A 23,300-nucleotide genomic window follows, 5' to 3' on the forward strand; every position below is an offset into this window, starting at 1 on the left:
GAGAGGCGCACAGGGCGTCATCCAAGGACCATCCAATGAAGGTTTCCGCCGAACTTACCGCTTTTCAGAAAACGTTGGGACACCGGTTCACCGACCCGCGCCTGCTGCGCCGTGCCGTGACCCATGCCTCACGCTCAGGCCCCGACCGCGAGGACAACCAGCGGTTGGAATTCCTCGGCGACCGCGTTCTGGGGCTGGTCATGGCCGAAGCCCTGCTGGAACGCGACCGCGCGGCCACCGAAGGTCAGCTTGCCCCGCGGTTCAATGCCTTGGTGCGCAAGGAAACCTGCGCCGATGTCGCGCGTGAGATCGGGCTGGGCGACGTGTTGAAACTGGGTCGGTCCGAACAGCTATCGGGCGGACGGCGCAAACAGGCCCTTTTGGGCGATGCCATGGAGGCGGTGATTGCCGCGGTCTATCTGGACGCGGGGTTCGACATGGCGCGGGCGCTGATCCTGCGCCTTTGGGACTCGCGCATCGACGGCGTCGAAGAAGACGCCAAGGACGCCAAGACCAGCCTTCAGGAATGGGCACAGGCCCGTGGCCTGCAACCCCCGAGATACGTGGAAACCAGCCGCTCGGGCCCGGATCACGCGCCAGTCTTTACCATCGAGGTCCAGTTGCCCAGCGGCGAAGTCGCCGAGGCCACCGCCGGATCCAAGCGGCAGGCGGAACAGGCGGCGGCCAAAGCGCTGTTGGAACAGCTTACAGCCCCTTAGCGGCTTTTGCTGCCTGCCGCGCCTCAAACTTTCGCCAAACGTGCATATGGCCCTTCTGCCGTGCATCCGCCAACCACATCTTTTTTCGGGCATCCGGCGTTTCCAGGTGTGCATAGACACCCTCCGAAAACTTGGGCCAATCTATTGCCAGCCCCTGCTTGACCATCTCGGCAGATAGATCGCGTCCATCAGGAAGGTAACATTTGGCGACTGTACGATCATGCGCATCCACTGCGACAAGCTCTGCTCGGACGCTCTGTCCCTTGCACATGCGGACCAATGCCCATTTCGCCTTTTTGCCAAAGGGGTGGTTCATCTCAGGAGCATCCACGCCAAACAAGCGGATTTGCGTCCCCTTGATGACAATCGTGTCACCATCGACAACATAAGCAGCCCCCACAACCTCTTCGCCTTCGTGGGCTGGACGCACGCCGCCGTCAGCATCGAAAGCTTCGGGAAGATTGTGCATGGCTTCACCCTCTGCGGCGGGCGCCTGCTCTTCTTTTTGGGGCAGCCATGGTTCCGCGGTCTTGGACCGCTCTTCTATTCGCCCATTTCTGGATTTGTCCGGCGCGCCGTCACTATTTCCAGTTCCGCTGGCAATAAACCAGGCAATCAGCAACACGGGCATGAAAGCCAATACCAATTCAAACGGCATGAATGACCCTTTTTTGAACAAACTGAACGCCGTATTGGCAGCACGAATGGATCAGGCCGACAACCCAATGCCTAAAAAAACATCAAAACGCTTGTTCTGCTTCGCCGGGCATGAAAAGCCGTCGCGGGACAAGGATTGTTCACCATGACCGACAATCTCAAAGGCAGCCTCTGGATGATGCTGGCCATGCTGGGCTTTGGCGTCGAGGATGCCTTCTTCAAGGCGGCGACCGGGTCGGGTGGCATAACGCCGGGCATGGGCACCGTGCAATTCGGCCTGATGGCCATGGCCATCTACGCCATCATGGCGCGTCAGGCGGGCGTTCCGTTGTGGGATCCCGCCTACCTGCGATGCGGCCTGTTGATCCGCACCGGGTTCGAGATCCTTGGCCGCCTGTTCTTCGCCCTCAGCCTTGCCTATACGCCCCTGTCGACCACATCAGCCATCCTTCAGGCCGCCCCCTTGGTGGTCATGGCCTCGGCGGGCCTGATCCTCGGCGAAAAGATCGGTCCCCGCCGCTGGGCCGCCATGGCCGTGGGCTTCATTGGTGTCCTGCTCATCATTCGCCCATCACCCGCCGGGATTGAGGCAAATGCCATCTTTGCCCTGCTTGGCATGATCGGCTTTGCCGGGCGCGATGTGGCCACACGCACGGCCCCCGCCCATATTCGTCCCGCCCAACTGGGCGTGCTGGGCTTTGCCGTCGTCACCTGCGCGGGATTGGTCATCATGGCCTTCGAACCCGCAATCACCCGCCCCAGCCTGCCCGCCACCGCCCTGATCTGCGGCACCGCCCTGTCCGGTGTGATCGGGTACAGCGCGCTCACCGCCGCCATGCGCACGGGCGAAGTTTCGGTTGTGGCCCCTTTCCGCTATTCGCGCCTTTTGGTGGCGCTGATCCTCGCCTACACGGTGTTCGGCGAACGCCCCGACACGCTGACTCTGGCAGGCGCGGCACTGATCGTGGGATCGGGGATCTATTCGCTCTGGCGCGACGGGCGGGCCAAAAAGGCGTGAATATCGGCAAGGTCTCCGATTTCACTGGCCTTGACGCGGCATCTCGCCTAAGGAACCCTCTTCGAAATCCCAGTCGGAACAGACAATGACCACACGCGCCGGTTTCATCGCCCTGATCGGAGAGCCCAACGCGGGCAAATCCACCCTCACCAATGCCATGGTCGGGGCCAAGGTCTCGATCGTGACCCATAAGGTCCAGACCACCCGCGCCCGCATTCGTGGCGTCGCCATGGCCGGTGACAGCCAGTTGGTCTTTGTCGACACGCCCGGCCTGTTCAAACCCCGCCGCAGGCTGGACCGCGCCATGGTCGCCGCCGCTTGGGGCGGGGCCGCCGATGCCGATGTGATCGTCCTTCTGATCGAGGCGCACCGCGGCATCACCGACGGCGTCAAGACAATCCTCAAGGGGCTGGAAGATCTGCCCAAAGGCCGCACCATCGCGCTGGCCATCAACAAGATCGACCGGGTCGAGGCACCGGTTCTTCTGGCCCTGACCAAGGACATGAACGAACGGTTCAACTTCGCCCGCACCTTCATGATCTCTGCCGAAAAAGGCCATGGGATCGAGGATCTGCGCGACTGGCTGGCACAGGAAGTCCCTGAAAGCCCCTGGCTCTACCCCGAGGACCAGATCGCTGACCTGCCGCTGCGCATGATCGCGGCCGAAATGACACGTGAGAAACTGACACTGCGCCTGCATCAGGAATTGCCCTACCAATTGACCGTCGAAACCGAAAGCTGGCAGGAACGCAAGGACGGCTCCGCCCGCATCGATCAGGTGATCTACGTCGCCCGCGACGGCCACAAAGGCATCCTGCTGGGCCACAAAGGCGAAACGATCAAGGCAATATCCAAGGCCGCCCGCGAGGAACTCAGCGCCTTCCTCGATCGTCCGGTGCACCTCTTCCTTCAGGTCAAGGTCCGCGAAAACTGGCTTGAGGAAAAGGAACGCTACTCCGAAATGGGGCTCGACTTCCGCGACGGCAACGCCTGATGCCTCGGCTCACGGCGCGCTTCTGGGTGGACGCCTATCTCACCCACCTGCGCCTCCATGACATTCCCGCCTTCGTCACCGCCCATGGCGATGACACGGCCGGCGCGGTGCTGGTCAAGCTGAACACGCTCGACGGACAGGCCCGCGCCTTCTCCCGCAGCTTCGACCTCATGACCGGCGATCGGAAATGGACCGAACTCGCCAGCGGCCCCGAGGCGGACACGGACAAAACCATCACCCGGCAACGGCGCTTCGACCCCGACCTCTGGGTGATCGAGGTCGAGGACCGGCAGGGCCGCCACCTTCTCGACGATCCGATGCTCGCCTGAACGCCGGGCTTCTTCTTGGTCAAAATACTCAAAAAACCCGAGGCCCCGCAGAGGGGCCAAGACATCCTGCGCAGCCGCAGGCTGCTCCTTCGGATCACGGCTTGCCAAATCGCGGGCCGCGGCCCAGCTTGATACAATGGACTGGCGCGACACGGGCATCCTGCTCGGCACCCGAAAACATGGCGAAACCTCGGTGATTCTCGAGGCCTTCACTCCCGCGCATGGACGCCACCTTGGCGTATTGCGGGGCGGCACCTCGCGCAAGCTGGCGCCGCATCTGCAACCTGGTGCGCAACTGGATCTTGCATGGCGCGCCCGGTTGGAGGATCACATCGGCAGTTTCACCGCCGAGCCGCAACGTTCCCGCGCCGCCGCCGCGCTTGGTGACAGGCTGGCGCTGGCCGGGTTGAACGCGGTCACCGCGCTGCTGGCCTTCAGCCTGCCGGAACGCGAACCCCACCCCGCACTCTACGATCGTTCCGAAAAGCTGCTGGATCTGCTCGGCCACCGCGATCTCTGGCCGCTGGCCTATCTGCAATGGGAACTCGCCTTGCTCGAAGAACTTGGGTTCGGTCTTGACCTGACGTCCTGTGCGGTCACCGGCGCAACCGAGGGGCTGGCCTATGTTTCGCCCAAGTCCGGGCGGGCGGTCACCGCCAAGGGCGCCGGGGACTGGGCGGACCGTTTGTTGCCCCTGCCGCCCGTGTTGCTTGGCGAAGGCGAAGCCACGGACAGCGAAATCCTCGAGGCGCTGGCGACTACTGGCTATTTCATGGAAAACCGCCTTGCCCCCGAGTTGCGGGACCGCCCCCTTCCCGCCGCCCGCGCCGCGCTGATCGCCCGGCTGACGGCGCGGGTCGTACCATAGTCACAAGCTGCATCGGCAAGCCTTCCCCCTCCCCCGAGAACCGGCTAGGAAGACAGCGATGAGACTGACGCTGCCCAACCTCCTGACCATCCTGCGTTTGCTCGCCGCGCCCGGCGTGGCGGTGATGTTCCTCTATTTCTCGCGTCCGCTGGCGGATTGGGCGGCGCTGTTGCTCTTTGCCGGTGCGGCCGCGACCGACTGGCTGGACGGCCACCTTGCCCGCAGTTGGCAGCAGGAAACCAAGCTTGGCGCGATGCTGGACCCGATCGCCGACAAGGCCATGGTGGTCATCGCGCTGATGGTCATCGTGGGCTTTTCTTCGTGGTCGCCTTGGCTGGTGCTGCCCGCGACGGTGATCCTCTTCCGCGAGGTCTTTGTTTCGGGCCTTCGCGAATATCTTGGCGACACCGCCGGAACGCTCAAGGTCACCAAACTGGCCAAATGGAAGACCACGGCGCAGATGGTCGCCATCGCGGTGCTCTTTGCACAGGGCATCTTTGAACACTATCTAGTGGTGTCCAGCATCGGCATGGACGACCAGATCATCGGACAGATCCTGCGGGGCGAAGCAGAGGACGTGCTCGGCCTGCGCTGGAAAATGCAGGGGATGATCTGGTCGGGAAATACCGGTCTTGCCTTGCTCTGGGTCGCTGCCGCGCTGACATTGATCACCGGCTGGGATTACTTCCGCAAGGCGCTGCCGCATCTGAAGGAGGACAAGTGATGGACGTTCTTTATTTCGCATGGGTGCGCGAACGCATCGGCCTCCCGCGGGAGAAAGTCACAACCGATGCGGCGACCGTGGCCGATCTGGTCAATGAACTGCGCGCCCGCGAAGAACGCTATGCCGTGGCCTTCGAAGACCTCAGCGCGCTGCGCGTGGCCCTGGATCAGGAACTCAGCGATTTTGACGCGCCTTTGGCCGGAGTGCGCGAAGTGGCCTTTTTCCCGCCCATGACCGGGGGCTGAGCCAATGCGGATCGTCGTTCAGGAAGCTCCTTTCGATTTCGGTGCCGAGGCGGCGCAATTCGCCGCCGGGCGGCATGATATGGGAGCCGTCGTGACCTTCACCGGCATTGTCCGCGATCTGCGGGATGGCGGCCTGCAAGCCATGGAGATCGAACATTATCCCGGCATGACGCAAAAGGCGCTGGAAAAAATCGCGCAAGAGGCGGTCGACCGCTGGTCGCTTGGCGACGCGCTGGTGATCCATCGTTTTGGCCGCATGACCCCGGGTGAACAGATCATGATGGTCGCCACTGCTGCCCCGCATCGCAAAGATGCTTTTGAGGCTGCCGAATACCTGATGGATTACCTCAAATCCCGCGCCCCCTTCTGGAAGAAGGAGTTTACCGGCACGGATGACAGTTGGGTCGCCGCCAAGGACGAGGACGAGGCCGCCTTGACCCGGTGGTAAGTTTCTGGCGGTTTTGGTAAGATTACCTGACCACCAGAAAGAACCGGCGATGCCCTTCGAAAAAGTCCAGTCCGAAAAGCTCTCGAAAACCGTGGTCCGGCAGATCGAACTGCTGATCCTGCGCGGGGTATTGCGCCCCGGTGAACGCCTGCCTTCGGAACGGGACCTGTCTGAACAACTGGGGGTGTCCCGCCCCTCACTGCGCGAGGCCGTGTCCGAATTGCAGGAACGCGGGCTGCTGACCTCCAAGGCAAGCGCCGGGATTTTCGTGACCGAAGTTCTGGGCAGCGCCTTTTCCGAGCCGTTGATCCAGCTGTTCGCCAATCACGACGAGGCGGTCTTTGACTACCTCTCCTTTCGGCGCGACATGGAAGGCCTGGCCGCCGAGCGCGCGGCAATCCACGGCACTGACAGCGATCTGGCCGTCATCGCGGCGGTCTTTGCCAAGATGGAAGCCGCCCACCCCAAGAGGAACCCCGCCGAAGAGGCCGCGCTGGACGCCGAATTCCATCTGGCCATCATCGAGGCCAGTCACAATGTCATCATGCTGCACATGATGCGGTCGATGTATCAACTGCTGCGCGAAGGGGTGTTCTATAACCGCCAAGTCATGTTCAAGCTGCGGGCGACGCGCGCAATGCTGCTGGAACAGCACCGCGCGATCAATGACGCCCTACAGGCCCGGGACGCGGCCGGGGCGCGTGCCGCGGTCAAGGCGCATCTCGATTTCGTCGAAGCCGCCCTGACCGAAGACCGCAAGGCCGAAAAGAACGAGGCCATCGCACGTCAACGCCTGAAACGCGAGACCGAGCGCCCCTGACCCGCCGCAAGCGCGCCTGACCTTCGCAATATCGCTATCGCCAAGAAAAGCCTGTGCAAGAAAAAACCCGGGCGCGAACGCCCGGGCCAGTTGGTCGCAAAAGCTGAGTGGAAGGAGAAGCTCAGCCTTTGGAGAACTCGGGGTAGGCCTCCATGCCCAGCTCCGCCATGTCGAGACCGGTGATCTCTTCCTCTTCCGAGACGCGGATGCCCATGACGGCCTTGAGGATGTACCAAAGCACCAGCGAGGCGACGAAGGTGAAGACACCGTAGGCGATGATGCCGGTGAACTGGACGCCCAGCTGCTGGCCGAAGGTCCGCTCGACACCTTCGCTGATCTCGGTGCGGGTGTGGAAGGCAACGGCGATGGTGCCCCAGATGCCGGCCAGCAGGTGAACCGGAATGGCACCGACCACGTCGTCGATCTTGAGCTTGTCCAGCGCCGGCACGGCGAAGACCACGATCACACCACCGATGGCACCGATCCACAGCGCGCCGAAAAGCGACGGGGCAAGCGGTTCCGCGGTGATCGAGACCAGACCCGCCAGCGCGCCGTTCAGCACCATGGTAAGGTCAGGCTTCTTGTACATCAGCTGCGTCAGGACCAGCGCTGTCACGGCACCTGCCGCTGCGGCCATGTTGGTGTTGGCAAAGATGCGCGACACGTCCGACACGTCACCCACGGTGCCCATCGCCAGCTGCGAACCGCCGTTGAAACCGAACCAGCCCAGCCACAGGATGAACGTGCCCAGCGTCGCCAGAGCAAGGTTCGAACCGGGGATCGGGATCACGCGGCCGTCCTTGCCGTATTTGCCCAGACGCGGGCCCAGCACGATGGCACCTGCAAGCGCTGCCCAGCCACCGACCGAGTGCACGACGGTCGAACCGGCAAAGTCAGAGAAGCCCATTTCCGACAGCCAGCCGCCGCCCCACTGCCAGGAACCCGAAATCGGATACAGGAAACCGGTCAGCAGGATGGTGAAGATCAGGAAGGGCCACAGCTTGATCCGTTCTGCCAGAGTGCCGGACACGATCGACGCGGTCGCGGCAACGAACACCAGCTGGAAGAAGAAGTCAGAACCGATCGAGGCATAGTCAAGCGCCGCATCGGCCGCCGCAACACCCACCGGATCCAGAACGGTCGGCACGAAGAAGCTGCCGACGTAGCCGTTGAACTCGCCCGGGTACATCAGGTTGAAACCGACCAGCCAGTACATGATGGCCGCGATCGAATAGAGCGCAATGTTCTTGGTCATCTGCATGGTGACGTTCTTGGACCGCACCAGCCCGCCTTCGAGCATGGCGAAACCGGCGGCCATGAAAAACACCAGGAAGCCCGCCATGCAGAACAGCAAGGTTGTCATGATGTAGGGGCCGATTTCGTCGAACCCGGGCGCGGCCGCCTCTGCGTCCTGCGCAAAACCCAGGCTGGGCAGCGCGATCAGCGCCACGGCCGGGAGAAGTGTCTTGAACTTGGTCATCTCTGTTTTGTCCCTTGAATGATCTGCGCGACTCAGAGCGCGTCTGCGTCGGTTTCGCCGGTCCGCACGCGCACGGCCTGAAGCACGTCGAGCACAAAGATCTTGCCGTCACCGATCTTGCCGGTCTGCGCGGTGGTCTTGATGGTCTCGATCACCTGATCGGCCATCGACGCGGAAACGACGATTTCAAGCTTGATTTTCGGCACGAAATTCACGGCGTACTCCGCGCCACGGTAGATTTCGGTATGGCCGGACTGAGAGCCGAAGCCCTTGATTTCCGTCACCATCATGCCGCGCACGCCGATGCCGGTCAGGGCTTCGCGCACCTCTTCCAGCTTGAACGGCTTGATCGTTGCAATGATCAGTTTCACCTTGGTCCCCTTCGGTCTGGCGAGGCGCCGCCCCGCATTTGCCCCTGCAGAAAAACTGTTCTGCGGGCCAAAACAGAAGTCATCGGCCCGGTTTTCAGGCAAATTTCAGAGGCTATGTGATTATTTTTTGCGCATCAAGACATTATCGCACAATATTTGGGCGATAAATTAACCGTTGAAGCGGATCGGGACGGTCAACATTCCCTTTCAGGGCAGGTAAACTCTGCTCAAACAAGATGGTGACGGGCAGATCGTTATGAGTTCCTCGAAAGGCAAGTCCAGCCGGCTGGTGGCCGACCGGCGCTATCCGCGCGGCAAGGCCAAGCCTGCCGCAAAGGGCACCAAGACGCGCAAGACCACGACGCGCCGCAAACCTGCCCGCCGACAAAGGCGCGGCGGCATCCTTGGCTTCTTCGGCGCGATCCTGCGTTGGATCGTTCGGCTGATCTGGCGGGTTACCCTGTCTGCTACGGTGGTGACGGCGCTGATCGTCGGGGCCGCGGTGTTGTATGTGTACAGCTCGCTGCCCGAAATGGCCGCCGTGGTAGACGGCCGCGCCCGTGGATCCGTCACGCTGCTGGACCGCAACGGCGAGGTCTTTGCCCTGCGCGGCGACCAGTTCGGCGGCGCCGTGACCGCAGACACCGTGTCCGAACACCTGAAGAACGCGGTTGTTGCCACCGAAGACCGCCGGTTCTACTGGCATTTTGGTGTCAGCCCGCGCGGCGTGGCCAGCGCCATCCGCATCAACCTGCGCGAAGGCCGCGGCCCGCTTTCCGGCCACGGTGGTTCGACCATCACGCAGCAGACCGCGAAACTCTTGTGTCTTGGCGTCGAATACGACCCCGAGCAATGGAAGTCCGAAGCCGACTATGTGTCCGAATGCCGCCGCAGCTCGCTGACGCGCAAGGCGCATGAGGCGATCTATGCCATGGCCATGGAGGCCAAGTACACCAAGGCCGAAATCCTTTCGATCTACCTGAACCGTGCCTACATGGGCGGCGGCGCCTACGGGGCCGAAGCCGCTTCGCAACGCTATTTCGCCAAACATGCGGCGGCGTTGAACCCGGCCGAGGCCGCGATGCTGGCCGGCTTGCTGACCGCCCCATCGACGCTGGCGCCAACCTCGAACCTCAGCCGCAGTCAGGACCGTGCCGCCACCGTCCTGCGGTTGATGTACGATCAGGGCTACCTGACCGAAGAAGAGATGCGCCATTATCAGGCCAATCCCGCTACGCTGGCGCAGGGCGCCAACAGCCTTGGCGGCGGTTATTTCGCGGATTGGATCATGTCGTCTGACATGGATTACCTGATCGGCGATACGACCGAAGACATCATCATCGAAACCACGCTGGACCAGCGGATGCAAACCGCGACGGCCCGCGCAGTGGACAAGATCTTTTCCGAAAAGGTCAAACCGGGATCAAAGGCACAGGTGGCCGTCGTGGTCATGTCCGCAGATGGTGCCGTCCGCGCCATGGTCGGCGGCCGCGACACCGATGCCACCGGCCTGTTCAACCGGGCGACTCAGGCGGTGCGTCAGACGGGGTCGGCCTTTAAACCCTTCGTTTATGCCACCGCGCTGGAACTGGGTTATTCGCCGCTCGACACCGTGGTTGACGCCCCCTATTGCCTCAACATTCCGGGTTCGGGCCAATGGTGCCCCGAAAACTACTCGCGACGCCACTATGGCACGGTCACACTGGTCGAGGCGCTGAAGAAATCGCTGAACATTCCGGCGGTGAAAGTATCCGAGGCCGTGGGCCGCGATCTGGTGCTGCGTGTGGCGCGCGACTTTGGCATTTATCGCGACCTGACCGATACGCCTTCTCTGGCGCTTGGCGCGGCAGAGGCGACCCTGCTGGAGATGACCGGCGCCTACGCGGGAATTCTGAACGGCGGCTCGTCGGTCAAACCCTACGGGCAGCAGTTGATCCGCTACAAGGGATCGTCTGATCCGCTGATGCAGGCCAGCGGCGGCATGGGCGAACGGGTGGTGCGCGAAGATGCCGCCCGCCAGCTTGTCTGGATGATGCAGAAAGTGGTGTCCGAAGGCACCGGCGGGCGCGCTGCGTTGCCCGATCGACAAGTGGCAGGCAAGACCGGCACCAGCCAAGAGGCGCGCGACGCATGGTTCGTGGGCTTTACCGCCGACTATGTGGCCGGTGTCTGGATGGGGTACGACGACAACACGCCGCTGACCGGCGTCACCGGAAGCGGGCTGCCGGCCGAGATCTGGCATGAAGTGATGCTGCGCGTCCACGAGGGGCTGCCGGTGCGCAGCCTGCCGATGACAGAACCTGTGCCCCCCAAGATCATCGAGCCGGAACCCGCCCCGCAGCAGCCGCGCCGCCGCGAGACGATCCTTGAACAGGTGCTGCGCGACATCCTTGGCGGGGGCAACTGACCCCTCGACCATGCAGACAACAAAAAAGGCCGGGCGCTCTGCCCGGCCTTATTCATTCCAGTGACGGCAGTCAGCTCGCCGAGCGCAGATCCGAGATCAGCGCATCGATGTCGCCGCGGCGCGCATCCAGCATGGACCCGATGGTGGTCTTTTCGGATTGCAGCAGGTCCACGCCGTCCACATGCATGTTGTAAAAGCGGTTCGTTTCCAGAACAAAAAACACCACGTCGAAGGGCTTGGACCCTTGCAGATCAGCCTGACACTTGACCTGGAACCCTCGCGGGATCGGCCCCACGGATTTGACCTGCAAATCGCCCCCGATAAACTTGCGAAACTGCTTGCCATATTTGCGGGCGATGAAACCGGTGAACGCATCGGTAAAGGCTTTGCGCTGCGCGTTGCTGGCGCGTCGTGCGTCCGTGCCCAGAACAGTGGCCGCGATACGGGGGGTATCGCCGTATTTCTTGAAGATCCGCTCGAAATCCTGGAACATCGCGCTTTCGGATTTACGGTTCTTTTGCACCGCTTCGATGATCGTGTTGATTTCGGCAACCATGCCGTTGATCAGGCCGACCGCCTGCTTGTCGGTCAGGGCGAACGCGGGCATGGCCGGAAGCGTCGACAGGGCGACGCTGCCCGCGAAAAATGCACGTCGGGTCAGATGTGTCATGACGGACTCCTTGGTCATTACCTTACCAACGACTCTAGAAGCCTTCGGTATCCACGGAAAGTGGATCAAAATCGGCACCCGGCGCTTTTTCGCCAAGCTCGTAGCGGCGCATTTGCAGATACATCAGGCGGATCTGCGCATAGCTGTCGGCGCTGCCGTGCAAGACCGGATCGATCAGATCCTTGTACTTGGACCGTTCGCCGACCTTGTCGATCGCCTTGGCCGCCGTTCCGATATAACGGTCGGGGGTGGGCACCACGTATTTCAACGGATCGGTGAACAGGTCGACGACGTCGCCGGCCACGTCCCGTTCGGTCGACGGTCCCTTGAAGGGCACCTCAAGATACGCGCCCTCGGGCACGCCCCACACGGCCAGCGTTTCGCCGAAATCCGTGTCATCCCGCGGCAGGCCCCATTCCGTCGCCACGTCGAACAATCCCCCCACCCCGATCGTCGCGTTCAGGGTAAAGCGCATGGTGTTGGACGTCGCCCGCACCAGCCGCCCTTGCAGGATCTGGTTCACCACCGTTTGCGGCAAGGATACCGTGTCGGCAAAGTTCGACACGGTCATCTGCACGCCCTTCGGCACGGTTTCCGCGTAGCCGGGACCGTCACCGGCAAAGAACCGGGCATCCACCTTCTTGTTGAATTCGTGAACCTTGCGGTTCTGCGTTTCATATGGATCGTGGATGCCTCCCGGTGCCGCGCCGGGGCCCGGCACCGAACAGCCGGCCACGCCCAACATGACGGTCAGCACCACAACCGGCCTTACATCCATCATGACCCTCAGTCCTCTTCAAATCTCTTGGGAAAGCGTGCAGGCTTCCCTAAAAGGGTAGATAATTTCATCACCGAAGCTTCCCAACGAAGGATGCCGGATTCACAGCCGATGTGGCACAATGGCGACATGAGGCAAGACAGATTCCACTGTCACCGATTCCGGCCCGGGACACAACGCAGGGCTGACGCAAGCATATGAGCATGGCAGCAAAAGACACCGGTCGCGACGAACTGCGCGCCGCCCGCAGGCAGAGCCGCCCGTATTTCTGGTTCGTCGGCATTTTCAGCTTTTTCGTCAACATCCTGATGCTGACGGGACCGATGTACATGCTTCAGGTCTATGATCGCGTTCTTGGCTCACGGTCCGAGGCGACGCTGATCGCGCTCTCGGTCCTTGTGATCTTCCTTTACTCGATGATGGGCTTGCTGGACTACGTCCGCGGTCGGATCATGGCCCGGGTCGCGGCGCGCTTTCAGGCGGTGCTTGATCTACGGGTTTTCGACGCGGTACTGCGCCGCGCCGCAGTGCAGAATGATGAATTGGCCCAGACCGGCCTGCGCGACCTTGAATCGGTTCAAAGGCTGATGTCTTCGCCGGTCCTGATGGCCCTGTTCGATATTCCATGGACGCCCTTCTTCATCTTCGCGATCTTCGTCTTCCACCCGTGGATGGGCTATCTGGCCATCGGCGGCGGGCTGTTCCTTGTTCTGGTCACGATCATCAACCAGATCGTCAGCAAGGCTCCGACGCTGAAATCCAACATGGCCGTGATGCAGGCCGAAAGCACCGCCGACCAGATCCGGCAAGAGGCCGAGATGGTGCAGGCGCTGGGGATGCGCGGCGACGCATTTACCCGATGGATGCAGGCGCGGTCGCAATCGCTCAGCGGCCAGATCGCTTCGGCTGACCTTTCGGGCACCTTCACCACAATCACCAAGACCTTTCGGATGCTTTTGCAATCGGCCATGCTGGGGCTTGCGGCCTATCTGGTGTTGCAAGGCAACCTGACACCGGGCGCAATGATCGCCGGGTCGATCCTCATGGGGCGAGCGCTGGCACCGATTGAATTGCTGATCGGCCAATGGGCTCTGGTTCAGCGGGCCCGCAAGGGCTGGGACAACCTCTCACAGCTTCTGGGCGAGGTCCCCGAGGCCGCCGAACGCACCGCCCTGCCGAAACCGCAGGCCAAACTGGACGTCCAGCAGTTGACCGTCGTGGCCCCTGGCGAACAACAGGCCGCACTGCGCCTTGTGTCCTTCAACGTCGGCCCCGGTCAGGCATGCGGCGTGATCGGCCCATCTGGCGCGGGCAAATCCACGTTGGCCCGTGCGCTGACCGGCGTCTGGCGCCCGGCCGGTGGCAAGATCCGGCTCGACGGTGCCTCGCTGGAACAATACGGCGCCGAAACGCTGGGTCAGCACATCGGCTATCTGCCGCAACGCGTCACGCTTTTTGACGGCACAATCGCGGAAAACATCGCCCGGTTGTCACCGGAGCCGGACGCCGAAAAGGTGGTAGAGGCCGCGATGAAGGCGGATGCCCACGAAATGATCCTGAAACTGCCGCAGGGATATGACACGCGGGTCACCGCCTCGGGCGGGCGCCTGTCGGGCGGCCAGATGCAGCGGATCGGCCTTGCACGTGCCATGTATGGCGATCCCGTCCTGCTGGTTCTGGACGAACCGAACTCGAACCTCGACAACGAAGGATCCGAGGCGGTGAACAAAGCCATCAAGGGGTTCAAGGCCGAGGGCAAAGCCGTGCTGATCATGGCCCACCGCCCGGCAGCCATCAAGGAATGCGACCTCCTGCTGATGTTGGAAAACGGCGGCCGCGCGGCCTTTGGGCCCAAGGACGAAGTGTTGCAAGCCATGGTCAAGAACCATCAGCAACTGCAAAAAGCAGGCCCCGGAGGCGTGAGATGACCCCTGAACAACAGTTTTCGCTTCGCGTTCCCATGATTGCGGGGATCATCGGTCTGCTGATCCTTGTCGGCGGCTTTGGCACCTGGGCTTCGACGACCAATATTTCGGGCGCCATTGTTGCCTCGGGGCAGATCGAGGTCGACCAAAACCGGCAGATCGTCCAGCACCCCGACGGCGGTGTTGTGGCCCAGATCCTTGTCGACGAGGGCGACACCGTGACCGAGGGGCAGGTTCTTATCAAGCTGGACCCGACCCTATTGTTGTCCGAGATGACCATCATCGAAGGCCAATTGTACGAGATCATGTCCCGGCGGGCACGGCTTCAGGCAGAGCGGGACAGCAAAGAGGAAATCGTCTTTGCCGAAGAGGTCCTGAAGCGCGCCGAAACCGATCCCGAGGTCGCGGAACTGGTCGAAGGTCAGCGCAATCTCTTCTTTGCCCGCCGCGAATCGATCGAAAGCGAGATCGGCCAGCTAAAAAAACGTGCCGACCAGATCACCGATCAGGTGATCGGGATCGTCGCCCAGCAAGAGGCGCTGGACCGGCAACTTGAACTGATCAAGGAAGAACTGGTCAACAAGGAGGAACTGCGCCGTCAGGGACTGGTCCGCGCACCCGAAATCCTTGCCCTTCAGCGCGAGGAAGCCCGGCTGGCCGGGTCCGTCGGGGAACTCAAGGCTTCGAAAGCGCAGGCCGAGGGCCGCATCACCGAAATCGACATCCAGATCCTGAGCCTGCAAACCAAGCGCCGCGAAGAGGCAATCACCACATTGCGCGACCTTCAGTTTCAGGAACGCGAACTGGCCGAAAAGCGGGTCGCCATACGCGAACGCCTCAGCCGTCTCGACATCACTGCCCCGGTGGGCGGGGTGATCTATGGCCTGACCATCTTTACGCCGCGTTCGGTGATCCGCCCGGCCGACCCGGTCCTGTTCATCGTCCCGCAGGACCGCCCGCTGGTCATCGCCGCGCAGGTCGAACCGATCCACATCGACAAGCTTTTTGTCGATCAGGAAGTCTCGCTGCGGTTTTCCTCGCTGGATCAGCGCGAAACGCCCGAACTTTTTGGATCCGTGGTGCAGATTTCGGCGGATGCGTTTGAAGACCAGAACTCGCGCGTGCGCTATTATCGTGCCGAAATCGTGCTGAACGAAGGCGAGATCGACCGCCTGCCGGAAGGCACGGCGCTGATTCCCGGGATGCCGGTCGAGGCCTTCATCCGCACCGAGGACCGCACGCCGCTGGCCTATCTGGTAAAACCTTTCACCGACTATTTCGCCAAGGCCTTCCGCGAAAGCTGACCCTGCGAAACACCCTGTCGCGCAAGCCGATTCCGCGGCTTGCGCCCTTGCCGTCCCGGGTCTAGCGTGGCCGCGAAATTCCACGAGGAAACGCATCATGACCAACGCCATCGACGCCCGCCTGGCCGAACTGGGCCTGACCCTGCCCGACGCCCCGGCCCCCGCAGCGAACTATGTCCCCTTCGTCGTGACGGGAAACACCGTCTATGTCTCGGGTCAGATCAGCATGGATGCTGACGGACTTATCACCGGCAAGTTGGGTGCCGATCTCAGTGTCGAACAGGGTGCCGCCGCTGCCAAGCGCTGCGCACTCAGCCTGCTGGCTCAGGTCAAGGCAGCCTGTGACGGCGACCTGAGCCGCCTCAAGCGCGTTGTCAAACTGACCGGTTTCGTGAACTCCACCGCCGAGTTCACCGATCAGCCAAAAGTTGTGAACGGCGCCAGCGACACGCTGGTCGAAATCCTGGGCGATGCGGGCCGGCATTCGCGCTCTGCGGTTTCAGCGGCCTCGCTGCCGCTGGGCGTCGCGGTCGAAATCGAAGGCATCTTCGAGATCGCCTGATGATCCCCCTTCCCGCGTCCTTCCTGGACCGCCCCATCGCGCACCGGGCCCTGCACGGCCCGGGGCGTCCGGAAAACTCGCGCGCCGCGATCCGCGCCGCGATTGACCACGGCTATGGAATCGAGATCGACCTGCAACTGTCCGGCGACGGGCAGGCCATGGTCTTTCACGACTATGACCTGAAACGCCTGACCGGCGCCGCCGGCGCGATCCAGCAACAAAGCGCAGAGGCGCTGGACAGCCTGACTCTGATCGGCGGTGACGAAGGCGTGCCCACGCTGCGCGAGGTGCTGACGATCGTGCAGGGTCAGGTGCCGCTGCTGATCGAACTCAAGGATCAGGACGGCCGAATGGGGCCGAACACCGGAACGCTCGAACGCGCAACCGCCGAAGCTGTGGAAGGGTATGACGGGCCGCTGGCCTTCATGTCGTTCAACCCGCATTCCGCCACCCTTATGGCCGAACTCTGCCCCGACCGCCCCCGCGGGCTGACAACCTGCGCCTATGGCATGTCGGATTATCCGACCCTGTCGGCGGACACCCGCGCCCACCTGCGCACCATGCCAGGGCTGGCTAAAATGGGTGCCAGCTTTATCAGCCATCATCATCGCGATCTTTCCAGCCCCCTCGTGGCCGAACAAAAAGACCGCGGTTTGCAGGTACTGTGCTGGACGATCCGCTCGCCCGAGGAAGAGGCAACCGCCCGGCGCATCGCCGCGAATGTGACCTTCGAAGGCTACATGGCTTGATCGACGCGCCGCAGATGCCAGATTGACCAGTGTCATGACGGATCAAAGCCCGACCCACACGCTCAGCATCGAAGTGCTGTCTTCGATCAACCAGATCGCCCCGGCGGTCTGGGACGCATGCGCCTGCCCCGAATGTGCCGATGGCGGTCGCCCGGCGGATCCCTTCACCACCCATCGCTTTCTCAAGGCGCTGGAAGACAGCGGCTCCGTCGGCCCTGGAACCGGCTGGGAGCCCCGTCACCTTGTCGTGCGCTCGGATGAAGAGATCATCGCCGTTGCGCCGCTCTATGGCAAAAGCCACAGTCAGGGCGAATATATCTTCGATTTCAACTGGGCACATGCCTTCGAGGGCGCCGGGGGTCGCTATTACCCCAAGCTCCAGATCGCCGTTCCCTTCACCCCCGCCACCGGACGCCGCTTCCTGACCCGACCGGGGCAGGAACTCACCGGGATGTCGGCCCTCATCCAAGGGGCGGTGCAACTGGCCGCCGACAACGACCTGTCGTCGCTGCACGTCACCTTCTGCACCGAGGCCGAGGCCATAGCCGGCGAAGAAATGGGCCTGCTGCGCCGCACGACCCAGCAATTCCACTGGCAAAACAACGGCTACGCGGATTTCGACGGCTTCCTTTCCAGCCTCAGTTCGCGCAAGCGCAAGATGATCCGCAAGGAACGGGCCCGCGCGCAGGCCTTTGGCGGCGAAATCCGGATGATGACAGGTAACCAGATCCGCGCCGAACATTGGGATGCCTTCTGGGTCTTTTATCAGGACACCGGCAGTCGCAAATGGGGCACCCCCTACCTTACCCGCGCCTTCTTCGACGCGGCGCATCAGACGATGCGCGATGACATGGCACTGGTGATGTGCACCCGCGATGGCCAACCGGTTGCAGGCGCACTGAACTTCATCGGGCGGGACGCGCTATTTGGCCGTTACTGGGGCTGTGTCGAAGATCATCCCTGCCTGCACTTCGAAGCGTGTTACTATCAGGCCATCGACTTTGCCATCACCCATGGGCTGGCCTCGGTCGAGGCGGGCGCACAGGGCGAACACAAGCTCGCGCGCGGCTACCTGCCGCGCCAGACCCATTCGCTGCACTGGATCGCGGACCAAGGCTTTGCCGATGCCGTGGCCCGTTACCTCGAGGCCGAACGCCGCGCCGTGGACGAAGACATCGAAGTGCTGACCGCCTACGGCCCCTTCCGCAAGGACAGACAGGAGGAACAGGAATGACCGAAAAACTGTCGGACACCGCGCGCAAAACTGTGCTGGCGCCGCTCCTCGACAATGGCTGGTCCATGGTCGAGGGCCGCGATGCCATCGCCAAGACCTTCGAATTCAAGGATTTCACCGAAGCCTTCGCCTGGATGACCCGCGCAGCGCTCTGGGCCGAAAAATGGAACCATCACCCGGAATGGTTCAACGTCTACAAAACCGTTCAGGTGACGCTCAGCACCCATGATGTGGGTGGCCTGTCCGCACTCGACGCGAAACTGGCGCGCAAGCTGGACACGCTTTGACACCCCCGGGTTTCTTCTGTCCGAAAATATCCCGGGGGTGAATTGGCCCTCGGGCCAAGAGGGGGCAGCGCCCCCTCCCCTTCCTGTTGCGGTTCAGATCGCGTCCAGCATCGCCTCGCCGCTGGAGGTTTCACAGACCCCCGGGTTTTCTTCCAGATGCAGCACCTTCACGGTGCCGTCCTCCACCATCATGGCAAAGCGGCGCGAACGGTCGAAGAACCCGACCGGCGGCGCGGTGAAATTCATGCCGATGGCCTTGGTGAACTCTGCCGCCGGATCGCCCAACATCCCGATTCCGGCTGCGGTTGCGCCGGTATCCTTGCCCCAGGCATCCATCACGAAAGGATCGTTGACCGAAACGCAATAGACCGCCTCGATCCCCTTCGCGCCCAATCCGTCCATCGTGCGCATGAAACTGGGCACATGCGCCGTGGAACAGGTGCCGGTATAGGCCCCGGGCAGGCCGAAGATCACCACTTTCTTGCCCGCCACAAGGTCGCTCATCTGCACTTGTTCGGGACCATTGTCGCCCATCCGCGCCAAAGTTGCCTCCGGCAGGCGGTCGCCTTCGGAAATCGTCATTGTCCTGTCGCTCCTTGGAATTGCGTTTTCCCAGAAACGGACTGTAGGTTGTCCGGGCCAAATTGAAAGCGGGAGAGGCGAAATGAGCGATATCGTGGTGATCGGCGCGGGACAGGCGGCAGCCTCCCTTGTCGCACGACTGCGGTCCAAAGGGCACGAGGGCAAGATCACCCTGATCGGAGAAGAGCCGGTGCCCCCGTACCAGCGCCCGCCGCTGTCCAAGGATTATCTTCTGGGCAAGATGGAACTGGAACGGCTGTTCCTGCGCCCCGAGGCTTTCTACGCCGAGAACGGCATCGAGTTGCTGACCTCGGAAACCGCTGTCTCCATCGACCGCGCCGACAAGAAGGTCGTCGCCGGGGGCGAGGCGATTTCCTACGATCACTGTGTGCTTTGCACCGGGTCCGTCCCGCGCCGCCTGCCCGGCGCCATCGGCGGCGAGCTTGACGGCGTACATGTTGTCCGAACGCTGAAGGACGTGGACGAAATGGCCCCGGCCTGCACCGAGGGCAAGCGCGTGCTGATCGTCGGCGGCGGCTATATCGGGCTGGAGGCGGCGGCGGTCTGCGCCAAGCTGGGCCTGAAGGTCACGCTGGTCGAGGCGGCGGATCGCATCCTGCAACGGGTCGCCGCGCCGGAAACCTCGGCCTGGTTCCGCGATCTGCACAAATCACATGGCGTCGACCTGCGCGAGGGCGTCGGCCTGAAACGGTTGATCGGCGATACCCATGTAACCGGCGCCGAACTGGCCGACGGCACCGTGCTGGATGTGGATTTTGTCATTGTCGGCGTCGGCATCACCCCGGCGACCGCGCTGGCCGAGGCCTGCGGCCTTGAGATCGACAATGGCATCGCCGTCAATGAACGCGGCCAGACCTCCGACCCATCAATCTGGGCGGCGGGCGACTGTGCCTCTTTCCCGCAGAACGGCGGTCGGATGCGTCTGGAATCCGTCGGCAACGCCATCGACATGGGCGAACTGGTCGCGGACAACATCATGGGCGTGGAACGCGACTATGTCGCAACGCCGTGGTTCTGGTCCGATCAATACGATGTCAAATTGCAGATCGCCGGCCTGAACGCGGGCTATGACCGGATCGTGGTGCGCGAAGACGGCGATGCCCGCTCGCACTGGTACTATAGCGGCGACAAGCTGCTGGCCGTGGACGCGATGAATGACAGTCGGTCCTACATGGTGGGCAAACGCCTGATCGAAGCCGGCAAAAGCCCCGATCCCGAGGCCGTGGCCGACCCGGCAACCAACCTCAAGGCGCTGCTCAAGGCGTGAGGATCGTTGCAGGCGATTGGCGCGGGCGCAGGCTGGCCGCGGTTGGCAAGGGGGATGCAGGTGCACATCTGCGCCCCACCACCGACCGCGTGCGCGAGGCGCTGTTCAACATGCTGGCGGGCGGGCGTTTCGGCGACCCGTTCGATGGCACGCGGGTGCTGGATCTCTTTGCGGGCACCGGCGCGCTGGGGCTGGAGGCCCTGTCGCGCGGGGCCGCAACGGCCGTCTTTGTCGATGATGGCCGCGTCGCGGGCAAGCTGATCCGCGAGAACATCAAAACCCTCGGTTGCGCCGACCGGGCGCGGTTGATCGCCCATAATGCCACCCGCCTGCCCGCGGCAGATGCGCCCTGCGATCTGGTTTTTCTGGATCCGCCTTATGGCAAGGCCCTTGGCACCAAGGCCTTGCTGTCCGCACAGGCCGGCGGCTGGATCGCGCCGGGCGCGCTGGTGGTCTGGGAAGAACAAAGCCCCCAAGAGGCTCCCGGGGGCTTTGATCCGCTGGACACGCGCCGCTATGGCGACACGCATGTCACCCTGTTGCGCGCTCAGGAACCGGACGCGCCGTCCTGAGCCGCTGCCACCAAGGCGCGGGCATCATCCACCAGTTGCTGCGCCGGAAGACCCTTTTCGGTCTTTTCGATGATCCATTCGGCAATCACCTCATCGCCCAGCGCCTTGATCCGCGCGGTTTCCGCGTCCGACAAGGTGGCGATCTGGTTGCCCGCCGCCTGCATCACCTTCTTGCCCTCGGCATCGCCGGTGTCATGCGCCCGTCCCGCCCAGGCCGAGGCCATCAGGCCCGAATTGGCGTCGATCACCGCGCGCAGGTCGTCAGGCAGGCTTTCGTAGACATCCTTGTTCATCGCCCAGATGAAATAAAGGTTGTACAGCGACCGATCCCCGGCCACGTCCGTATGGCTGTCCGTCAGTTCGTCCAGTTTCAGCGATGGCGACATCTCCCAAGTGATGACACCGCCATCCACCACGCCTTTGGACAGCGCGTCGGGAAAGGCCGGAACCGGCAGGCCAATGGGTTCGGCCCCCAGTTTCTCCAAAAGCAAGGTGGCCGGGCGCGACGGCCCGCGCAGCTTGAGCCCCGCCAGATCCTCGACCGTTTCGATCGCCGGACCGGTCTTGTGAACCAACCCCCGCCCATGCATATGCGCGGCAATCAGGTGAACATTCTCGAAATCGTCGGCAAGGTATTTCTGCGTGAAATGCCACGCCGCGACCGAAGCCTCCTCGGCCGATTTCGTCACCATGAAGGGCAGTTCCAGCACCTCGGCCTCGGGGAAGCGCCCGGCCTGATAGCCCGGGATGACCCAGCCGCCGTCGATCACCCCATCCTGAATCAGGTCGAACTGATCGGGCGCGGTGCCGCCCAACTGCATGAAGGGATAGATCTCGACCTTGATACGGCCGTCCGATTCCGCCGCGACCTTGTCGGCCCACGGCTGGATGAAGTGTTTCGGGTTCGCCGAGTTCGGCGACACGAAGTGCTGAAAGCGCAGCGTGACCTCTTGGGCCAAGGCGGTTGAGGCCAGCAGGCCAGTGGCCAAAGCGATCGAAACGATGCGCAAGGTCCGGGTCATGGCGGATCTCCTTTTCCGGATCAAATCGTCGCCGCAATGCAGCGGCGGGCCAGAAATACGGCGCGCGGATGCGGGCCGCAATGTCGCCCTGCGGACATTCTGACGCGGAATGCCTTTTAACCAATTGGTAAAAAACACTTTTCCAAACAGACACGAGAAACCGCAAAGCTTTTCCCGCTGGACGTATCACGCTGGAAATTTCGCCTTTCAGTGGTATCTTCCAATTCGAATGCATGAATGACTTGGGAGGTATCCATGTCCGTTTTCCGCCCCTCACGCCGCGATATCCTGAATATCGCCGCCATGTCGCCCGCGCTGGCCCTGCCGGCGCTTGCGGCGACGCCCGCCCGCGCGCAGGCGCTTGGCGCGCCTGCCGTTGCAAACCCGGCGCATTTCCGGTTCCAACTGGGCGAGGCGGTGCTGACCGTGGTCTCGGACGGGCATCTGGAAACTCCTGCCGACGGGCTGGGCGTCAATGCCGAGCCCGAACTGGTCAAGGCCTTTCTCGAAAGCTACTTCCTGTCGACCGAGATCAATTTCTCGCACACCAATCACCTCGTGATCGAACTGGGCGATGCCAAGGTTCTGGTAGACGTGGGGTCGGGAAACCGTTTCCTGCCCACGGCGGGAAAGCTGATGGAAAACCTTGATGCCGCCGGGATCGACGCGGGCGGGATCACCCATGTCGTTATCACCCATGCCCACCCGGACCATGTCTGGGGCATCCGTGACGATTTCGACGAGGCGCTTTTGCCCGACGCGCAGTATTTCATCGGCGGCACCGAACGCGATTTCTGGTTACAGGACGGGCTGGTGAACAACGTCCCCGCCGAGATGCAGCAATTCGTCGTCGGCGCGGTAAATTCGCTGAATGTGGATGGGGCGGACTGGAAGGTGGTCAGCCACGAGACCGAGATCGCGCCGGGCGTGCGGGTGATCGATACCCCGGGCCACACCAAAGGCCATATGTCGGTTGTTGTCGAATCCGGCGGCAAGCAGTTGATCGCGCTGGGTGACAGCATGAACCACGCCTGGATGAGCACCGTACACCCGGAATGGGTCAGCGGGTTCGACATGGACGGAGATCAGACCGTCGCGACGCGCAAGCGCCTGCTGGACATGGCCGCGGCCGACCGCATGGCGGTTCTGGGTTACCACTTCCCCTTCCCGGGCGTGGGTCACATTGCCAAGGAAGGCGACGCCTACCGCTTTGTCCCTGCGCTCTGGCAGTGGTGACACAGTGGCGG

26 protein-coding genes are annotated in these 23,300 nt (G+C 62.6%); 19 read left to right on the plus strand and 7 right to left on the minus strand.

Translation table 11 applies throughout. The features are described 5' to 3' along the window. The first annotated feature begins 35 nt into the window (after positions 1–35). Entirely contained in the window at positions 36–719 is a 684-nt protein-coding gene (gene rnc / locus KJP30_RS09290; protein WP_218448770.1) for a ribonuclease III, read from the plus strand. On the opposite strand, the gene KJP30_RS09295 is transcribed toward rnc, so the two are convergent. Beyond that, entirely contained in the window at positions 706–1,377 is a 672-nt protein-coding gene (locus KJP30_RS09295; protein ID WP_246594453.1) for a thermonuclease family protein, read from the minus strand. The genes rnc and KJP30_RS09295 overlap by 14 nt on opposite strands. 144 nt (positions 1,378–1,521) lie before the next feature. On the opposite strand from KJP30_RS09295, the gene KJP30_RS09300 reads away from it, so the two are divergent. From KJP30_RS09300 to KJP30_RS09335, 8 genes are all read left to right on the plus strand, one after another. Then, positions 1,522–2,394, plus strand: a complete 873-nt coding sequence (locus KJP30_RS09300) for a DMT family transporter (protein WP_218448772.1) — start codon at positions 1,522–1,524, stop codon at positions 2,392–2,394. Between the two features lie 85 nt (positions 2,395–2,479). Continuing rightward, positions 2,480–3,388, plus strand: a complete 909-nt coding sequence (era, locus tag KJP30_RS09305) for a GTPase Era (protein ID WP_218448775.1) — start codon at positions 2,480–2,482, stop codon at positions 3,386–3,388. Continuing rightward, positions 3,388–3,717 carry a DUF1491 family protein gene (locus KJP30_RS09310; protein WP_218448776.1) on the plus strand — a complete coding sequence of 110 codons (330 nt, stop codon included), beginning with the start codon at positions 3,388–3,390 and terminating at the stop codon, positions 3,715–3,717. Before era ends, KJP30_RS09310 begins: the two co-directional genes overlap by 1 nt. Positions 3,718–3,853: 136 nt before the next feature. Next, a complete protein-coding gene (recO, locus tag KJP30_RS09315) occupies positions 3,854–4,585 on the plus strand; it encodes a DNA repair protein RecO (RefSeq protein ID WP_218448780.1) in 732 nt (243 codons plus the stop codon). A 58-nt stretch (positions 4,586–4,643) separates the two neighbouring features. Further along, complete coding sequence (gene pgsA, locus KJP30_RS09320; RefSeq protein ID WP_218448781.1) at positions 4,644–5,309, plus strand: CDP-diacylglycerol--glycerol-3-phosphate 3-phosphatidyltransferase; 666 nt, start codon at positions 4,644–4,646, stop codon at positions 5,307–5,309. Then, positions 5,309–5,554 carry a molybdopterin converting factor subunit 1 gene (gene moaD / locus KJP30_RS09325; RefSeq protein ID WP_218448782.1) on the plus strand — a complete coding sequence of 82 codons (246 nt, stop codon included), beginning with the start codon at positions 5,309–5,311 and terminating at the stop codon, positions 5,552–5,554. The genes pgsA and moaD overlap by 1 nt, the downstream gene beginning before the upstream one ends. Positions 5,555–5,558: 4 nt before the next feature. Continuing rightward, positions 5,559–6,002 carry a molybdenum cofactor biosynthesis protein MoaE gene (locus KJP30_RS09330; RefSeq protein ID WP_218448783.1) on the plus strand — a complete coding sequence of 148 codons (444 nt, stop codon included), beginning with the start codon at positions 5,559–5,561 and terminating at the stop codon, positions 6,000–6,002. A 49-nt stretch (positions 6,003–6,051) separates the two neighbouring features. After that, on the plus strand, positions 6,052–6,822 hold the full coding sequence (locus tag KJP30_RS09335) for an FCD domain-containing protein (RefSeq protein ID WP_218448786.1): 771 nt from the start codon (positions 6,052–6,054) through the stop codon (positions 6,820–6,822). Positions 6,823–6,943: 121 nt separating this feature from the next. Here the strand turns inward: KJP30_RS09335 and KJP30_RS09340 are convergent, their stop codons facing one another. Further along, positions 6,944–8,302: an ammonium transporter gene (locus tag KJP30_RS09340; protein WP_218448788.1), complete on the minus strand. Its 1,359-nt coding sequence runs from the start codon at positions 8,300–8,302 to the stop codon at positions 6,944–6,946. Between the two features lie 32 nt (positions 8,303–8,334). Then, entirely contained in the window at positions 8,335–8,673 is a 339-nt protein-coding gene (locus KJP30_RS09345) for a P-II family nitrogen regulator (RefSeq protein WP_094033158.1), read from the minus strand. A 256-nt stretch (positions 8,674–8,929) separates the two neighbouring features. Here KJP30_RS09345 and KJP30_RS09350 point away from each other — a divergent pair, with 256 nt between their 5' ends. After that, positions 8,930–11,080, plus strand: coding sequence for a transglycosylase domain-containing protein (locus KJP30_RS09350; protein WP_218448790.1), 2,151 nt, complete (start codon positions 8,930–8,932; stop codon positions 11,078–11,080). Between the two features lie 70 nt (positions 11,081–11,150). On the opposite strand, the gene KJP30_RS09355 is transcribed toward KJP30_RS09350, so the two are convergent. Continuing rightward, on the minus strand, positions 11,151–11,750 hold the full coding sequence (locus KJP30_RS09355) for an MlaC/ttg2D family ABC transporter substrate-binding protein (protein ID WP_218448792.1): 600 nt from the start codon (positions 11,748–11,750) through the stop codon (positions 11,151–11,153). Positions 11,751–11,784: 34 nt separating this feature from the next. Beyond that, positions 11,785–12,531 carry an MlaA family lipoprotein gene (locus tag KJP30_RS09360; RefSeq protein WP_218448793.1) on the minus strand — a complete coding sequence of 249 codons (747 nt, stop codon included), beginning with the start codon at positions 12,529–12,531 and terminating at the stop codon, positions 11,785–11,787. A gap of 200 nt (positions 12,532–12,731) precedes the next feature. On the opposite strand from KJP30_RS09360, the gene KJP30_RS09365 reads away from it, so the two are divergent. From KJP30_RS09365 to KJP30_RS09390, 6 genes are all read left to right on the plus strand, one after another. After that, positions 12,732–14,456, plus strand: a complete 1,725-nt coding sequence (locus KJP30_RS09365; protein ID WP_425515704.1) for a type I secretion system permease/ATPase — start codon at positions 12,732–12,734, stop codon at positions 14,454–14,456. Continuing rightward, the gene (locus tag KJP30_RS09370) at positions 14,453–15,757 is read left to right on the plus strand and encodes an HlyD family type I secretion periplasmic adaptor subunit (RefSeq protein WP_218448796.1); all 1,305 of its coding nucleotides are present in this window, start codon (positions 14,453–14,455) and stop codon (positions 15,755–15,757) included. Before KJP30_RS09365 ends, KJP30_RS09370 begins: the two co-directional genes overlap by 4 nt. A gap of 97 nt (positions 15,758–15,854) precedes the next feature. Next, the gene (locus KJP30_RS09375) at positions 15,855–16,319 is read left to right on the plus strand and encodes a RidA family protein (protein WP_218448797.1); all 465 of its coding nucleotides are present in this window, start codon (positions 15,855–15,857) and stop codon (positions 16,317–16,319) included. Continuing rightward, positions 16,319–17,068, plus strand: a complete 750-nt coding sequence (locus tag KJP30_RS09380) for a glycerophosphodiester phosphodiesterase family protein (RefSeq protein ID WP_218448799.1) — start codon at positions 16,319–16,321, stop codon at positions 17,066–17,068. Before KJP30_RS09375 ends, KJP30_RS09380 begins: the two co-directional genes overlap by 1 nt. Positions 17,069–17,102: 34 nt before the next feature. After that, a complete protein-coding gene (locus KJP30_RS09385; RefSeq protein ID WP_218448801.1) occupies positions 17,103–18,302 on the plus strand; it encodes a GNAT family N-acetyltransferase in 1,200 nt (399 codons plus the stop codon). Continuing rightward, the gene (locus KJP30_RS09390) at positions 18,299–18,589 is read left to right on the plus strand and encodes a 4a-hydroxytetrahydrobiopterin dehydratase (RefSeq protein WP_218448803.1); all 291 of its coding nucleotides are present in this window, start codon (positions 18,299–18,301) and stop codon (positions 18,587–18,589) included. The genes KJP30_RS09385 and KJP30_RS09390 overlap by 4 nt, the downstream gene beginning before the upstream one ends. Before the next feature lie 93 nt (positions 18,590–18,682). On the opposite strand, the gene KJP30_RS09395 is transcribed toward KJP30_RS09390, so the two are convergent. Then, a complete protein-coding gene (locus KJP30_RS09395) occupies positions 18,683–19,171 on the minus strand; it encodes a peroxiredoxin (RefSeq protein ID WP_218448805.1) in 489 nt (162 codons plus the stop codon). Between the two features lie 82 nt (positions 19,172–19,253). Here KJP30_RS09395 and KJP30_RS09400 point away from each other — a divergent pair, with 82 nt between their 5' ends. Together KJP30_RS09400 and rsmD are read left to right on the plus strand one after the other, a co-directional pair. Then, complete coding sequence (locus KJP30_RS09400) at positions 19,254–20,459, plus strand: NAD(P)/FAD-dependent oxidoreductase (RefSeq protein ID WP_218448806.1); 1,206 nt, start codon at positions 19,254–19,256, stop codon at positions 20,457–20,459. Then, positions 20,456–21,031, plus strand: coding sequence for a 16S rRNA (guanine(966)-N(2))-methyltransferase RsmD (gene rsmD / locus KJP30_RS09405; RefSeq protein ID WP_218448822.1), 576 nt, complete (start codon positions 20,456–20,458; stop codon positions 21,029–21,031). The genes KJP30_RS09400 and rsmD overlap by 4 nt, the downstream gene beginning before the upstream one ends. Here the strand turns inward: rsmD and KJP30_RS09410 are convergent. Then, on the minus strand, positions 21,007–22,053 hold the full coding sequence (locus tag KJP30_RS09410) for a TRAP transporter substrate-binding protein (protein WP_218448823.1): 1,047 nt from the start codon (positions 22,051–22,053) through the stop codon (positions 21,007–21,009). The two genes, rsmD and KJP30_RS09410, sit on opposite strands and share 25 nt — an antisense overlap. A gap of 255 nt (positions 22,054–22,308) precedes the next feature. Between KJP30_RS09410 and KJP30_RS09415 the strand changes: the two genes are divergently transcribed. Then, positions 22,309–23,289: an MBL fold metallo-hydrolase gene (locus tag KJP30_RS09415; RefSeq protein WP_218448825.1), complete on the plus strand. Its 981-nt coding sequence runs from the start codon at positions 22,309–22,311 to the stop codon at positions 23,287–23,289. Positions 23,290–23,300 lie beyond the last annotated feature (11 nt).

Origin of the sequence: Antarctobacter sediminis, from assembly GCF_019218285.1 — a bacterium.
Lineage (GTDB): Bacteria > Pseudomonadota > Alphaproteobacteria > Rhodobacterales > Rhodobacteraceae > Antarctobacter > Antarctobacter sediminis.